Annotated in this window: 16 protein-coding genes; 8 read left to right on the top strand and 8 right to left on the bottom strand. The window is 69.8% G+C overall.

Annotated elements, in window-relative coordinates:
• Positions 1 to 137: 137 nt before the first annotated feature.
• Genes FHR37_RS24860 through FHR37_RS24850 form a run of 3 tightly spaced genes read left to right on the top strand, consistent with a single transcriptional unit; the run spans position 138 to position 2913 of the window.
• The gene (locus FHR37_RS24860) at positions 138 to 1229 is read left to right on the top strand and encodes an ABC transporter ATP-binding protein (protein WP_092885695.1); all 1092 of its coding nucleotides are present in this window, start codon (positions 138 to 140) and stop codon (positions 1227 to 1229) included.
• A complete protein-coding gene (locus FHR37_RS24855) occupies positions 1226 to 2038 on the top strand; it encodes an ABC transporter permease (protein ID WP_092885693.1) in 813 nt (270 codons plus the stop codon). Before FHR37_RS24860 ends, FHR37_RS24855 begins: the two co-directional genes overlap by 4 nt.
• Positions 2035 to 2913: an ABC transporter permease gene (locus tag FHR37_RS24850; RefSeq protein ID WP_092885691.1), complete on the top strand. Its 879-nt coding sequence runs from the start codon at positions 2035 to 2037 to the stop codon at positions 2911 to 2913. The genes FHR37_RS24855 and FHR37_RS24850 overlap by 4 nt, the downstream gene beginning before the upstream one ends.
• On the opposite strand, the gene FHR37_RS24845 is transcribed toward FHR37_RS24850, so the two are convergent.
• Complete coding sequence (locus tag FHR37_RS24845; RefSeq protein ID WP_237768947.1) at positions 2910 to 3398, bottom strand: MarR family winged helix-turn-helix transcriptional regulator; 489 nt, start codon at positions 3396 to 3398, stop codon at positions 2910 to 2912. The two genes, FHR37_RS24850 and FHR37_RS24845, sit on opposite strands and share 4 nt — an antisense overlap.
• A 52-nt stretch (positions 3399 to 3450) precedes the next feature.
• Between FHR37_RS24845 and FHR37_RS24840 the strand changes: the two genes are divergently transcribed.
• Both FHR37_RS24840 and FHR37_RS24835 read left to right on the top strand, forming a co-directional pair.
• Positions 3451 to 4095: a TIGR03086 family metal-binding protein gene (locus tag FHR37_RS24840; RefSeq protein ID WP_092885687.1), complete on the top strand. Its 645-nt coding sequence runs from the start codon at positions 3451 to 3453 to the stop codon at positions 4093 to 4095.
• 154 nt (positions 4096 to 4249) lie between these two features.
• A complete protein-coding gene (locus FHR37_RS24835; protein WP_092885685.1) occupies positions 4250 to 6433 on the top strand; it encodes a glycoside hydrolase family 9 protein in 2184 nt (727 codons plus the stop codon).
• 14 nt (positions 6434 to 6447) lie between these two features.
• Here the strand turns inward: FHR37_RS24835 and FHR37_RS24830 are convergent, their stop codons facing one another.
• From FHR37_RS24830 to FHR37_RS24800, 7 genes are all read right to left on the bottom strand, one after another.
• A complete protein-coding gene (locus tag FHR37_RS24830) occupies positions 6448 to 6990 on the bottom strand; it encodes a hypothetical protein (RefSeq protein ID WP_092885683.1) in 543 nt (180 codons plus the stop codon).
• A gap of 161 nt (positions 6991 to 7151) precedes the next feature.
• Positions 7152 to 7979 carry an exodeoxyribonuclease III gene (locus FHR37_RS24825; protein ID WP_092885681.1) on the bottom strand — a complete coding sequence of 276 codons (828 nt, stop codon included), beginning with the start codon at positions 7977 to 7979 and terminating at the stop codon, positions 7152 to 7154.
• A gap of 64 nt (positions 7980 to 8043) precedes the next feature.
• On the bottom strand, positions 8044 to 8826 hold the full coding sequence (locus FHR37_RS24820) for a sulfite exporter TauE/SafE family protein (protein WP_092885679.1): 783 nt from the start codon (positions 8824 to 8826) through the stop codon (positions 8044 to 8046).
• A 34-nt stretch (positions 8827 to 8860) separates the two neighbouring features.
• Complete coding sequence (locus tag FHR37_RS24815; protein WP_092885677.1) at positions 8861 to 9451, bottom strand: rhodanese-like domain-containing protein; 591 nt, start codon at positions 9449 to 9451, stop codon at positions 8861 to 8863.
• A gap of 8 nt (positions 9452 to 9459) precedes the next feature.
• On the bottom strand, positions 9460 to 10818 hold the full coding sequence (locus FHR37_RS24810; protein WP_092885888.1) for an MBL fold metallo-hydrolase: 1359 nt from the start codon (positions 10816 to 10818) through the stop codon (positions 9460 to 9462).
• Between the two features lie 47 nt (positions 10819 to 10865).
• A complete protein-coding gene (locus tag FHR37_RS24805) occupies positions 10866 to 11129 on the bottom strand; it encodes a metal-sensitive transcriptional regulator (RefSeq protein ID WP_092885675.1) in 264 nt (87 codons plus the stop codon).
• 113 nt (positions 11130 to 11242) lie between these two features.
• Complete coding sequence (locus FHR37_RS24800) at positions 11243 to 11851, bottom strand: GNAT family N-acetyltransferase (RefSeq protein WP_092885673.1); 609 nt, start codon at positions 11849 to 11851, stop codon at positions 11243 to 11245.
• A 92-nt stretch (positions 11852 to 11943) separates the two neighbouring features.
• On the opposite strand from FHR37_RS24800, the gene FHR37_RS24795 reads away from it, so the two are divergent.
• From FHR37_RS24795 to FHR37_RS24785, 3 genes are all read left to right on the top strand, one after another.
• Complete coding sequence (locus FHR37_RS24795) at positions 11944 to 12762, top strand: SDR family oxidoreductase (protein WP_202818229.1); 819 nt, start codon at positions 11944 to 11946, stop codon at positions 12760 to 12762.
• Between the two features lie 191 nt (positions 12763 to 12953).
• Positions 12954 to 13505, top strand: coding sequence for a TetR/AcrR family transcriptional regulator (locus tag FHR37_RS24790; protein ID WP_202818228.1), 552 nt, complete (start codon positions 12954 to 12956; stop codon positions 13503 to 13505).
• Between the two features lie 2 nt (positions 13506 to 13507).
• Positions 13508 to 14332, top strand: a complete 825-nt coding sequence (locus tag FHR37_RS24785; protein ID WP_092885668.1) for a nucleotidyltransferase family protein — start codon at positions 13508 to 13510, stop codon at positions 14330 to 14332.
• The last annotated feature ends 123 nt before the right edge of the window (positions 14333 to 14455 follow it).

Raw genomic sequence — 14455 nt, 5'->3', positions numbered from 1 at the left:
GCCCGTGGCAGCCCGGCACCCGCAAAGGTGCCCCAGGGTAGACCCCGCCCGGCGAGATTTGGTGGGCCAGCTCTGCGCCTCGCGCATTGACGCTGCCCGGTCCGAACCACCAGCGAAATCTCGAAAGCGGTGCCACCGTGACATCGGTTCACGCATCTACCGACCCAGCTCAGCCCGACGCCCGACCTCAGCCCGACCGGCCGACGGTCATCGCGGCTGCCGGGCTCACCAAGACCTACACGTTCCACGACCAGGGCGCCGGGCTGGCCGGTGCGGTCCGGAGCCTGGTCCGGCGCAGATACCAGACCCGCCTCGCGGTCGACAGCATCGACTTCACGATCGGCCGCGGCGAGGTCGTCGGCCTGCTCGGCCCGAACGGCGCCGGCAAGACCACGACCCTGAAGATGCTGTCCGGTCTGCTCTACCCCACCTCCGGCGAGCTGGAGATCCTCGGGCACACACCGTCGCGCCGCCGGCCGGACTATCTCCGCCGCATCGCCCTGGTCATGGGCCAGAAGACGATGCTGTGGTGGGACGTTCCGGCGATGGAGAGTCTCCTGCTGCACAAGGAGATGTACGACCTGTCGACGGCTGAGTTCGAGCGCAACGTCGACGAACTGGCCGAGTTGCTGGAGGTACGCGACCTGCTGAACGTCCAGGTGCGCAAGGTCTCTCTCGGCGAGCGGATGAAGCTCGAACTCATGGCCGCACTCGTACACCGCCCGGAGATCCTCTTCCTGGACGAGCCGACGATCGGCCTGGACGTGGTGGCCAAGGCCCGCGTTCGCGCGTTCCTCGCCGAGGTGACCAGGCGGCACGGCACCACGATCCTGGTCACCAGCCACGACATGGACGACATCGAGGCGCTCTGCTCGCGGGTGATGGTGATCGACCACGGCCGGCTGCAGTACGACGGAAGCCTGAGCGGGCTCGTCCACGCCGCGCGACCACGCAAACTGGTCCGGGCGACCTACGCACGGCCCGTCGACGCGAGCGCGCTGGCCGGTCTGGCAGACCTGGACGGGGTGGCGGTCGGGAGCGACGGCTCGGACCAGACCGTCTCGCTGGAGGTCGAGCGGGAGCGCACCGGAGAGGTTCTCGAACAGCTGACCAGACTCGGACCGCTGGTGGACCTCGACGTCGCGGACGCGGACGTCGAGGAGATCATGCGGGACCTGTTCCTTCGCCGGGGCACGGTCGGCACCGTCGGGACGGAGCAGGTGCGATGACCTCCGTACTCCGTAACCTCCGGATCCTCCGGCGGATGACCGCCGCCCACATCGCCATGTCACTGACCTACCGCGGCGAGTGGGTGGTCTTCATGGCGGCCAACATCAGTGTGCCGATCATCTCGCTGCTCATCTGGCGTACGGCGCTCGCGAACGGCGCGCAACTCCCGGTTGACGAGGACTACCTCACGACCTACTTCGTGTTGCTGAGCATGGTCACGATGGCCACCTCCTCGTGGATGACCGGCTTCCTGTCCCAGGCGATCAGGCTCGGCAAGCTCTCCAGCTGGATGGTGCGGCCCGCGTCGTTGCTGCTGGACTTCGTGGCGAACAACCTCTCCGAGAAGCTGCTCAAGACCTTCGCGCTGGTGCCGATGGTCGGTGTGCTGTGGTGGATCTTCCGGGACTCGATGCGCGTGCCGTCCGGGCCGGGGCACCTCGCGGTGTTCGTGGTCAGCGTCGTACTCGCCGCCGTCCTGGTGTTCACGATCGACATCCTGGTCGCCGCCCTGACGTTCTGGATGGACGACGTGACGGCGTTGCACCAGGCGCGGCTGATCATCGCGAACGTGCTGTCCGGTGCGATCGTCCCGCTGGCGTTGATGCCGGACTGGTCGCGGGGTTTCGTCGACCTGCAGCCGTTCCGCTACACCGTGTCGTTTCCGGTCGAGATCGTCTCCGGTCACCTGTCGAACGCCGAGATCCTCACCGGCATGGGCATTCAGCTCGGGTACGTCGTCGGGTTCGGTGTGCTCGCCCGCGTGGTCTGGGCGGCCGGGATCCGTGGCTACTCGGCGGTGGGCGCATGACGACACCTGTTTCGAAACCGACACCCACACAGGTGCGCACGTACGCCGACCCGAGGGACCCGATCGACCGGACCTGGCTGCGACGGCAGGCGCGGCATCTGCGGCTGTGGCGGCGGTTCCTGTCGCAGGCGATCGTGCGGGAGACCCACTACCGCGCGCACTTCGTGACCACGCTGGCCGTGGGGGTGGTGCAACTCGGGCTTGCGCTCGTTCCGATCCTTTTGCTGTACGGCTACACCGACGACCTGCGCGGCTGGTCGCAGGCGCAGGTCCTCACCCTCGTCGGTGTCTACCAGGTGGTGACGGGAGTGCTCGCGGCGTTCGTGGCGCCCAACCTGAACCGGATGACCACCTACATCACCGAGGGCGAGCTCGACGTGGTGCTCGTACGCCCGGTGTCCAGCCAGTTCTACCTGACGCTGCGATGGATCAACGTCGCCGAACTCGGCAACGTCGCCAGCGGCCTGGTGCTGCTGGTGTTCGGGCTCGTCCGCTCGGGGGTGACCCCGAACCCGCTGGAGATCGTCCAGGCGCTGGTGCTCGCGGCCTGCGGCACCGTGCTGCTGGCCGGCGTGTGGTGTGCGATGTCGTTCAGCGCGTTCTGGATCCAGTCGGTGAACCCGATCGGCATGCTCTACACGAGTCTGGCGGAGTCGGGCCGCTATCCGCTGGTGTTCTTCCCGTTCGCGGTGCGTACCTTCCTCACATTCGTGTTCCCGGTCGCGTTCGCGTCGACGCTGCCGGCGCAGGCGCTGCACGGCGGCGTCGGCTGGCTGCCGGTGGTCGGAGGGGTCGCCCTCACCGCGGTCGTGGTGGCGCTCGTGCGCGCGCAGTGGCGGCGCGGCCTGCGCTCCTACGCCAGCGCGAGTAGTTAGGACAGGCCCCGGTCGGGCAGGTCCTCCGGTGAGAGTGCGGACAGCTTCTCCAGGGCGCGCACGAAGGCGGTGCGTTCGGTCGGGGTGAGGGTGGCGAGCAGGCTCTCCTCCTTCGCCCTGATCTCCGCCCGCACCGCGCGGCGGAGCCGGCGGCCCTCGTCCGTGATCTCCAGCAGTCTGGCGCGACGGTCGTTCGGATCGGGCGTACGCGAGATCAGCCCGGCGTCCTGGAGTTCGTCGAGCGTGCCGATGATACGGGTCTTGTCCGCCCCGATCGCCTCCGCCAGCGTGGCCTGGGTGCGCACCGGCCCGTCGTCCAGGGCCGTGAGCACGCTGTAGCCCCACATCGAGACCTCGTGCGCGGCGAGGATCGGGAGTTCGACCGCGATCAGCAACCGCAGCACCGGATGAACCATCGCGCCGAGATCGCGACGATCACTCTCGCGGCGGGTGCTGTCGCGGCGTCTGCCGGCCCGGTCGGTCACGTACTCGAAGATAACAGTGGCGCGATGATGTGCTCCCGCATATGATACGCGCATGTCTACCAATCAGCAGGACTCGACCACCCAGTCATCCGACGCCCCGCTCGCCGCCGGCTCCACCGATCTCGTCGCGCTGGACGCGCACGCTGTCCGGGCCGGCGTCGACCTCCTGGCGCGGGCCACCCAGGCAGACCTGACCAGGCCGACACCATGCGTGGAGTGGACGCTGGAGGACCTGCTCACCCACATGGCCGTCCAGCACGACGGCTTCGCCGCCGCGTCCCGAGGTGAGGCGGACCCCGACCTGTGGAAAGTACGTCCGCTCGGCGACGATCCGATCGCGGCCTACCGTGCCTCCGCCGAACGACTCGTGGAGGCGTTCGCCGAGGACGGCGTACTGGAGCGGATGTTCCCACTCCCGGAGTTCCGCGAGGAGCCGTTCCCCGGCCGGCAAGCGGTCTCGTTCCACCTCGTCGACTACGTCGTGCACTCCTGGGACGTCGCGAAGTCCCTTGGCGTGGCGGTCGAGCTGGAGCCGGCGGTCGTGGAGGCGGCGTACGAGATCGCACAGATGGTGCCGACCGGCGAGGCCAGGCTGGTGCCCGGAGCTCCGTTCGGCCCGGAGATCGCCGTCAGCGGTGGGACGCGCCTGGACCAGGTCGTCGCCCACCTCGGCCGCTCACCGAACTGGCCCGGGTGAATCTGCCCGAAACGGCATCGCCCGATGGGGGAACCTCGTTTTCCCCCAAGAGCCCCGAACGGTCATGGCCCCAAGCCGGTACCGACCTCCCCGACGAAGGGACATCATGTCGACGTAGAAAGGACGCTCTCACCTGTGTGTGGAGGTATTCCTCATGGCGCTGAAGGTCGCGCCGCCGAAGGTCACCGCCGCCCGGACCAGCCAGGTGGTCAACGGTAGCTTCGACGCGGGCACGGATCCGTGGTGGTGGACGGCGAACGCAGCCGCGGGAGTCGTCAGCCGGCTGTCTGCGCGAGTACCAGGCGGTCTTGCGAACCCGTGGGACGTGATCATCGGCCAGAGTGACATTCGGCCGCAGAGTGGGCAGGCGTACACACTCAGCTTCGCCGCTTCGGCAACCACGCCGGTCACGGTTCGAGCGACGGTGCAACTTGCCGATCCGCCCTACACCGCCGAGCTGTCGGAGCCGGTAGGCCTGGGTGTCGAGCCGCAGACGTACACCTGCACCTTCACCGCCAAGACGGACACCGCTCGCGGCAGCGTGCAGTTCCAGCTCGGAGGGGCCGGCGAGCCGTGGACGTTCAGCCTGGGCGAGGTGTCCTTGGAGCCGGTCGTTGTCGACAACTCGGGCCGACTGCGGGTCAACCAGCTCGGCTACCTTCCCGACGGACCGAAGAAGGCCACGGTGGCGAGCGGGGCGACCGAGCCGATCACGTGGCACCTGCACGACCGGGACGGACAGGAGGTTGCCACCGGCCGGTCGACTCCCCGCGGGATCGACGAGTCGTCGGATCAGAACGTCCACACCATCGACTTCTCCGCCTACGACACACCGGGCGCGGGCTACACCCTCACCGCCGACGGGCAGACCAGCGACCCGTTCGACATCTCCGCTCGCCTGTACGACCAGCTGCGTTCGGACGCACTGCAGTTCTTCTACATTCAGCGCAGCGGTATCCCGATCGAAGCCGTCCTCGTCGGCAAGGCCTACGCCCGCCCTGCCGGACACCTCGGTGTGCCGCCCAACACCGGCGACACCGACGTCGGCTGCGTACCAGGCGTGTGTGACTACCGGCTGGACGTCCGCGGCGGCTGGTACGACGCCGGAGATCAAGGCAAGTACGTTGTCAACGGCGGGATCGCCGCCTACCAGCTGCTCAGCACCTGGGAACGCGCCCAGCATGCGCCCACCGGGCAGACCGCACCCCTGGACGACGGCCGGCTGCGAGTCCCAGAACACGGCGACGGCGTGCCCGACATCCTCGACGAGGCCCGGTGGGAGGTCGAGTTCCTTCTTCGTATGCAGGTGCCCGAAGGACACCCACTCGCCGGGATGGCACACCACAAGATCCACGACCGGGCCTGGACCGACCTGCCGACGCAGCCCCAGGACGACTCACAGCCGCGCGAGCTGCACGCACCGTCCACCGCGGCGACGTTGAACCTCGCTGCCGTGGCCGCGCAGGCCGCTCGCCTCTTCCGGCCCTACGACCCCGGCTTCTCCGTTCGCTGCCTGGCCGCGGCGACCCGCGCCTGGGCGGCGGCGAAGCCACATCCGGACATCCACGCAAGCGATGCCGACGCCAACGGCGGTGGTGCCTACGGCGATGCCGACGTCACGGACGAGTTCTACTGGGCTGCCGTGGAGCTCTACCTCACCATCGGCGACGACCACCTTCTGGAGCAGGCGCTCGCGTCCCCTGTGCACACCGCCGACGTCTTCCCTGCGAGCGGCTTCAGCTGGCAGGCGGTGGGCGCCCTCGGGCGACTGGACCTGGCGACGGTTCCGAGCGGTCTGCCGGAGAGCCAACTCGCCCAGGTGCGCACGTCGGTGGTCGATGCCGCCGACCGCTACCTGGCCACCCAGGCGGGACAGGCGTACGGGCAGCCGCTGCCGGGGAAGAAGGAGTTCTACGCCTGGGGGTCCAACTCCAGTGTCCTCAACAACATCGTCGTGATGGCCACCGCGTACGACCTGACCGGCAAAGCTGCCTACCGCGACGGCGCTCTTGAGGGCATGGACTACATCTTCGGACGCAATGCGCTCAACTACTCCTACGTCACCGGGTACGGCGCCAGAAGCGCCCACAACCAGCACTCCCGCATCTACGCTCACCAGCTCGATCCCAGGCTGCCCGCGCCGCCGAAGGGCTCAGTCGCCGGCGGCCCCAATGCCGCCCTGCAGGACCCGGTCGCCCAGCAACAACTGACCGGTCGCGCACCCCAGCTCTGCTACGTCGACGACATCTGGTCCTACTCCACCAACGAGGTCGCCATCAACTGGAACTCCGCCCTTGCCTGGGCCGCCTCGTTCGCCGCCTCCCAGGGCTGCCGGTAGCGGACCGGCGCCGTTCACCTCTGGGGGGCGATCCCGAACCTCTTGTCGAACTCCTGTCGCTGCTGGTCCACCGCCACGTCCCGTTCACCGACATCGACCGGCGGCTGCGTGTTCATGGTTTCCTGCTCGTTCTTGCCAAGCCGTGCGCCGTCGCGTTCGGACGACACGGGTATTCCGTCGACGACTCTTCGGGCCAGATCCCTGGCATCGCCTGCCTGCATGTTCCAGCGCGCGACGCAGTCGCTGAACTTCGAACTCCGGGTCGACCAGGCGTACTGCTTCTGAAGAAGTGCAGCGATAGCCGCAGCGGCAGTCATGACTCCGACCACGATCTTCGCCCACGTTGCGGGGCTGTTCGCCACGAGTGAGGAGAAGATGCTCACCGATGAGATCGCACTGACGATGAGGACGACGGTCGATGCGAGATTGTCCTTCTTCGACAGGCGTTCGGCTTCGCGGTAGTCGATCTCCTCGTACGCACGAGCCAGAGCCCAGTGGTCCTTGATGTCACCGAGGGGCAGTTGATCCTCGGCGGTGACGTCGGACTTGATCGTCATCTGCTGCCACCTCCCCGTTTCGGGCACCCCCACGTCCATGAAGCTTCAGGAGGCCACTGTCTGCAAGGGCACAAGGTCCGCCGGCAGCCAGGTCTCCCGGGTGGTCCGTGCTCGATCGCGGCCGGATCGACCCGAGATCCTGGCTCGTGTGACGCTCGCTCTCACAGGTCGAGGTCGACGACGATCGGGGCGTGGTCGGAGGGGCCTTTTCCCTTACGGGCCTCGCGGTCGACGTACGCGTCGGTGACCCGCGAGGCCTCCGGCCGGCTCGCGTACACCAGGTCGATGCGCATGCCCTGGTTCTTGTGGAACATCCCGGCGCGGTAGTCCCAGTACGTGTACGGCGTTCCGTGCTTGAGGGCCCGCGGTCGTACGTCCTCAAGTCCGAGCGCCCGAAGGTCGGCCAGCTCCCGGCGTTCGTCGTCGGTGACGTGGGTGGAGCCGATGAACGCCGACGGGTCCCAGACGTCCTCGTCGGTGGGCGCGACGTTGAAGTCCCCGGCGATGACGAACGGGTCGCCGGACCGCACTTCGGGCTCGACGGCGGCGCGCAGTGCGGCCAGCCAAGCCAGCTTGTACGGGAACTGGGGGCTGTCGAGCGTCCGCCCGTTGGGTACGTAGACCGACCACACGCGCAGCGACCCGCAGGTCGCGCCGATCGCACGGGCCTCGGGCGCCGACGAGCCCGGGACCTCGAGCAGCGTGGGGTCGCCGTCGGCCTGCGCGGGAGGCGCGAGGGGCTCGCCGGGGAACCCGCGGGAGATCTGTTCCAGCCCCACCCGGGACAGGATCGCGACGCCGTTCCAGCGCCCCTCGCCGTGGGCCGCGACCTGGTAACCCCGCTGGACCGCGCCCTCGCTCGGGAAGGCGTCCCCGGCGCACTTGGTCTCCTGCAGGCACAGCACGTCCGGCTGGGCGAGGTCGAGCCACTGCTCGAGCCGTGGCAGGCGCGCACCGACCGAGTTGACGTTCCAGGTCGCGAATCTCATAGCTATGCGTTATACCTCGCCCGTCTCCGGGCAACCGCGCCCGCCGGGCCGACGTGCGGGAGGGTCAGTGCTCGATCGCGGCCGGGTCGACGACGAGGAGTACGACGACGAGGACCGCGACGGCCAGGACGAGGTAGGCGAACCAGCGGCGCATCCGGCCGGCGTCCAACCGGGTGGCGGCACGGCCCGCGACGAGCGAGCCGACGATCGCGCTTCCGGCGAACGCCGCGGTGAGTCCCCAGTCGAGGGTCACCTGGCCGGCGTAGGCGGCGAACCCGGCCGCGGCGTTGACCGCGACGATGACGAGTGAGGTGCCGACGGCGGCCGTCATCGGCAGGCCGAGGAGGAGTACGAGTGCGGGGACGATGAGGAACCCGCCGCCGACGCCGAACAGCCCGGTCAGGAAGCCGACGACGGCTCCGGTGGCGATCGCCTTGGGCAGGCAGGTCTGCCAGTGGACACCGCCACCCGGCAGCGCGCAGGCCCCGCCCTCCTCGGAGGGTTCGCGCAGCATGCGCAGGCCGGCGGCCACCATCAGGACGGCGAAACCCGCGAGCACGACCCACGGAGGCAAGCTCCGGTTGACAGCGGCGCCGCCGAAGGCCGCTGCCGCGCCGGACAGCCCGAACACCGCGGCGATCCGCCACTGGATCTGCCCGGTCCGCAGACGTGGGACGAGACCGGTCAGGGCCGAGATGCCGACGACGACCAGCGACGTGGGAATCGCGGTACGCAACGGCATGCCCACGCCGTAGACCAGAGCGGGCACCGCGAGGATGGAACCGCCGCCGCCCAGCAGGCCCAGCAGGACGCCGATGAGCAACCCGAGCAGGAGTGCCGCGGTCATCGGGGCGGCACCCCCGGGATGGACGGCCGGGCCGTCATGCCGCCTTGCGCTTCGGGAGCCGGCCCAGAACCGTCTCGGCGCTGGGCTCCTCGCCCCGGTTGTACGGCAGGCGGGCCAGCAGGCGGCCCATCATGCAGTTGTCGGTGAGCCCGGCGAACGTCAGACCGGCGCCGACGAACACGGCGACGGCGAGCATCCACGGCACCACCAGGCTGGTCAGCGTGCCCACGAGGACCAGCAGGCCCGCGACCAGGCGTACCTGCCGCTCGATCGACCACCGACTGCGCCCGTACACGACGTTCCCACCGGCGGCGGCGTAGGCGGGCACGCCGCCGTCCAGGACGTGCAGGCCCTCCATGCCGACGGCGGCGAGGCGTTTCCGGGCCTGGTCGGCCCGGATGCCGGACTGGCACACGAGCACCACCCGGTGGCCGAGACGATCACGCAGCTGGTCGGCGTGCTCGTCGAGCAGTCGCAGCGGCACGTTGTAGGAGCCCCTGATGTGGGCGGACTCGAACTCCGCGGGCGTGCGGACGTCGACGACGGTCACCACGTCGCCACGTTCCGCGCCGGCCAGCCAGCCGGCGACGGTCGGTGCGTCGACCTGATGGATTGCCTGGGTCATGGGGTTCCTCACGGGGTTTCGGTGTCAAGCCCGGCTTTGCGGGCCGAAGCGTAACTGTCGTTGATGAGCACGACCTGACGGCCCGGCCGGTCGAGAACCGATGCCGCGATGGACGCGCGGTAACCGGAGCCGCAGTACACCCAGACCTCGCCGCCGGGCACCTCGTCCAGGCGGTCACCCAACTCGTGCAGCGGGATGTGCTGGGAGCCGGTCACGCCGCCCGCCCGCCGTTCGTCGTTGCGGCGGGCGTCCAGGACGTGAACGGCGCGATCTGCGCGTTCGCGGGCAAGTCCGGCAAAGTCGGAGACGGGGTAGGAACGCAGCTCCTGTCCGTCGGCGAGCGCGGCGATGTCGCCGACCGCCATGCCGGCCAGGGCGTCGACACCGATGCGGACGAGTTCGCGGCGGGCGTCGGCGATCTGGTCCTCGGAGTCTCCGACCAGGGTCAGTGGGGTGCCCCACTGGTAGAGCCAGCCGAGGTAGGTGACGAAGTTGGTGGACAACTCGAAACCGAGCGAGCCGGTCAGGTGTCCGGCGGCGAAAGCCGTGCGGTCACGCAGGTCGACCACCCACTCGCCCGCCTCGATCCGGCGCCGCAGCTCCGCCCCGTCGACCCGCTCGGGCAGTGAGAGGTCGACGGGTGCGGGTCCCTGGCGGTTGATCGGCGCCATCCGCGCGTAGTAGGTGGGGAACGCGTCCAGCCCGGCGATCAGGTCGTCGACGAACTCCTGCTCGGCCAGTGTCAAGGCAGGGTTGACGTTGCTCTCGTGCGCGATGCTCGACTCGTCCGCCTGGGACTGCGAGGCCGAACAGAAGCTGCCGAAACCGTGGGTGGGAAAGACCTTCGTCGGTGGCGGAAGCAGCTCGGCCAGTCGGCGGGCGGAGGCGTACTGCGCGTGGGTGAGTTCCTTGGTGAACTCCGGGCCCACCAGGTCCGTGCGCCCCGTGGTGCCGTACAGCAGGGACCCTCCGGTGAACACCGCCTCGGGGTTGCCGTCGCCGTCCTCGAGCACGTAGCTCAGGTGGTGGTGGGTGTGGCCGGGGGTGTGCAGCACCCGGATCCTGAGCCCGCCGGTGGTGAGCACGTCTCCGTCGGCGACCGGCTGCCGCTCGTAGGCGACCTCGTCGTCGGCGGACAGCACGTAGGCGGCGCCGAGCCTGCGGGCGAGCTCCAGGCCACCGGTCACGTAGTCGTTGTGGACGTGGGTCTCCAGCACGTGCGTGACGCGTACGCCGTGCCGCTCGACCAGCGCGAGCACCCGGTCGATGTCGCGCTGCGGGTCGACCACCACCGCGACCTCGCCGTCGGTGGCCAGATAGCTGCGGTCGCCCAGGCTGGACGTCTCGATCGTCTCGATCAGGTTCATGAGTACCACCTCCCGGTGGATCGGCTACGTCGGTCGGTCGGTCGGTCTCAGGCGAGGGACAGGAACAGCCGCTCCAGCTGGGCCTCGTCGATCTTCCGTTCGCCCTCTTCCTCCACCATGCACTGCCGCAGGCCGGTGGCGATGATCTTGAAGCCGGCACGGTCGAGCGCCCGGGCCGCGGCCGCGAGCTGGGTCACCACGTCGGCGCAGTCACGGCCTTCCTCGATCATCCGGATCACACCGCCAAGCTGGCCTTGCACCCGCTTCAGGCGGTTCACGACGTCCTTGAGCTGGTTTGCCTCGATCTCCATGCCCGCTCCCTCGTCTGGATACCCCGGGGGGTACAACCGCGACGCTAACAGGTGCATTCCCCGGGGGGTATCGCCGGGCGGGTCCGTCGAGGCGGTGTCGTCCCGCTGCCGAGCTAGCGGGGCTTGCGTTCCATGAACCAATTCGGCGTTCCGAGAACGTCCTGCCGGCCGGTGACCATGAAGCCGTGCCGCTGGTAGAGCGGGACGTTCTCGGGCTTGTCGGTCTCCAGATAGCCGAGCTGGTCGGTGGCGTCGAGCCGGCTGGTGTAGGCACGCAGCATCGTCGTACCGATGCCCCGCCCCTGCAGGTGAGCGTCCACCGCGAGCGGCCCGAAGTGGGAGTGCGCCTGGTGCGGGTCGTGCCGACCCCAGTCGCGCTGCCAGGCGCCGACGCGAGCCAGGGTCGCCGGGCCCAGCGGGAGCAGTGACCACGCCATCCGCGCGGTCTGCGCCGGGGACGGCCGGCAGGAGCCGGGGGCGGCGGCCACCATGAACCCGACGATCGCGTCGTCATCGTCGACCGCACAGATCCGCTGCTCGTGCCGCACCGCGCCGAACAGGCCGGTGAACATGCGCCGAAGCGCGCGCAGGCGGCGCTCGGGGTCGTCGCCGAACGCCGCGACGTGGCTCGGGTTGTCCCGCATGCCGCGGGCGAGCACAGCGACCGCGGCCGGCACCTCGTCGTCGCGCAACGCGCGCAGCCGGATGTCGTGCCTGTCCACCCGTGACCTCCTCGGCGTACTCAGGGCAGTCCTCGTTGCCGTCGCGGCTCGTAGGGACAAGGATGCAGGGGGAGGAGCGGAGGGAGAAGCCCGTGCCCCAACAGATTCTGGTCACCGGTGGCACCGGCCTGCTCGGCAGGCAGGTGGTCCGGCGGCTGCTCGACGCGGGTGCGCAGGTGCGGGTGATGAGCCGCCGCGCACGGCCCGCCGGGGACCACTCGCCGTACGCCTGGGCGACCGCGGACCTGCGGTCAGGTGCGGGCGTGGCGGAGGCCGTCGCCGGGGTGGATGCCGTCGTGCACTGTGCGACCGCGTTCGGCCGGCAGGCGGAGCTCCACCTCGTACGCACGCTGGTCAGCGCGGTCGGCCCGGCCGGCGCGGCCGGCCGCGATGGGCCGCCCCACCTGCTGTACACCTCGATCGTCGGTGTCGACCGCATCCCACTTCCTTACTACAAAGGGAAGTTGGCGGCCGAGCAGCTCGTTCAGCAGTCGGGTCTGCCGTACACCGTCCTGCGGGCCACGCAGTTTCACGACCTGCTGCGCGCGGTGTTCGCCGCGGCGGCGACGGTACCGGGCGTGATGGCGGTGCCCGGCTTCGACTTCCAGCCCGTCGACGCGGGCGAGGTGGCCGGCCGGCTCGCGTCGCTCGCGATCGCCCGCCCGGTGGGCCGTGCACCCGACTTCGCCGGACCCGAGGTGCGGCACGCGGGTGAGTTCGCAGCTATGTTCCTCGAGGCGAGCGGCCAACGGCGGCGCATCCTTCCGATCCGGCTTCCGGGCCGGACCTTCGGCGCCTACCGGGCCGGTGCGCACCTGGCCCCGGACCAGGCGGCCGGGAAGGTCACCTTCGCGGACTACCTCGCGGGGATCACCGACGTACGAGATCGCTCGTACCGTGCCCGGAGCTGACGGCCGCCCCGAACCCCACGGTCATGCCGGGCGGTCCGGCCGAATCCGGAACACCGGACAGCCGGCCGCGACCTTCTCGAAGTCCGATGGTGGGGCACACCGACGTCGGGGCAGTGCAGGCTGTCGACCGGATTGCGGAAGAAGTCACACCGCTTCGGTGTCCCGGGGTGGCCGGCAGTCATGATGGGACGGTGCCTCGACAGACCTCATCGAGCGGCCGCACCGGCCGGCCGGCAGTGACCTCCCGTCCGCAGATCCTGGCGGCGGCCCGTCGGATCATCGACCGGGACGGGTGGGAGAAGCCGACCGTCCGGCGCCTGGCCGCCGAACTCGGCATCGGGCCGACCACGCTGTACCACCATGTACGCGACCGCGAGGACCTGCTGATCCAGCTGCTCGACGGCCACTCCGACCAGACCCTGCACCCGGCTCTGCCGAGCGAGCCGCGCGATCGCATCGTCACCGCGGCCGCGGCCATCCGCAGTGTCTGGTGCTACACCGTCGGCGAGATCCTCGTCCGCGCCCACTCGTCGGGCCGGCCCCAGAACGGCGGATCCACCGGCGGCGGCACCTTCTTCGGCGGCATCGACGCCGCCCGGATGCCACGCCTGGCCGATATCGGTGACCGCTGGCCGGAGCTCGCCGTGCGGGACATCTACCGCCAGGCGCTCGAGGCGTTCGTCGACGGGCTGCTCGCCCAGGCCACCTCAGGGCGAAAGTCCAGGAAAACAAGGGGTTCCTGAGGATGCCGGCGGATCCGGCGGAGGGGCTCGACGCGGACGGGTTCATCGTCACCGGTGCGGACCTCGTCAACGTCCGCGGACCGTACGACGCCGTGCTGGCCGACGTTCGAACGACCGCCGAGACCGCGCTGGGTTCGCACCTGCACGGCCTCTACCTCTATGGGAGCGTTGCCACCGGTCAGGCCGTTCCGCCCTCCTCGGACCTCGACCTGTCGGCGATCGTCACTGATGCGGGCGCGGTCGAGACGTGTCGCCGGCTCGGCGCGGAGCTGTCGGCCCGGCATCGTTCCGTCGTACGAGAGGTGGGCATATCCCCTGGCCTGCTTGACGATCTGGTCGCCGACAACGACGCAGGCCGGGCGGAGCGCTGCTTCCTGAAGCACTACTGCGTCGGTGTCGCCGGCACCGACCTGCGCCCGGGTCTCCCGCGATGCCGGCCGGACAAGGCGATCGCCCGCGAGTTCGTCGGAGAGCTTGCTCCGAGGATCAGGCAGTTCACCGAACGACTGGACGCGGCAGCCACGCCCGCCGAGGTGGAGACGGTCGCGATACTGGTCGCCCGGCGCCTCCTGATGGCGGCCGCCGTGGTGTATTCCATCCCCGATCGCACCTGGACCACGGCGCGTGCCGCCGGGGCAGCCATGCTCGGCCGGCATCATCCCGCGTACGCCGTTCAGGTTTCTCGTGCGCTCGCGTGGGTCGGCCCGGACCGCCACGCGGATCCTCGGTACGTCCCGCCCAGCCGCGCGGCCGTCCGAACTCTGCTCGCCGACGTGGGGGCCTTGGTCATGTGCGACGTCGAGCGCTACCTCGCGTCCGGCGACTGAGCCGAAGCGTGCCGGCCGAGCCTCTCCGTGCGCTGCCGCAGGGTGCCGCCGGACTTGAAACGATCTTGACGCGAACATCGGCAACCTTTCGTTGACGCCGCGAGTCGTTCAGTCGCCCGACAC

The sequence above is a fragment of the Actinopolymorpha cephalotaxi genome (genome assembly GCF_013408535.1).
GTDB lineage: Bacteria > Actinomycetota > Actinomycetes > Propionibacteriales > Actinopolymorphaceae > Actinopolymorpha > Actinopolymorpha cephalotaxi.
This window is presented reverse-complemented; position numbering and strand designations above follow the sequence as displayed.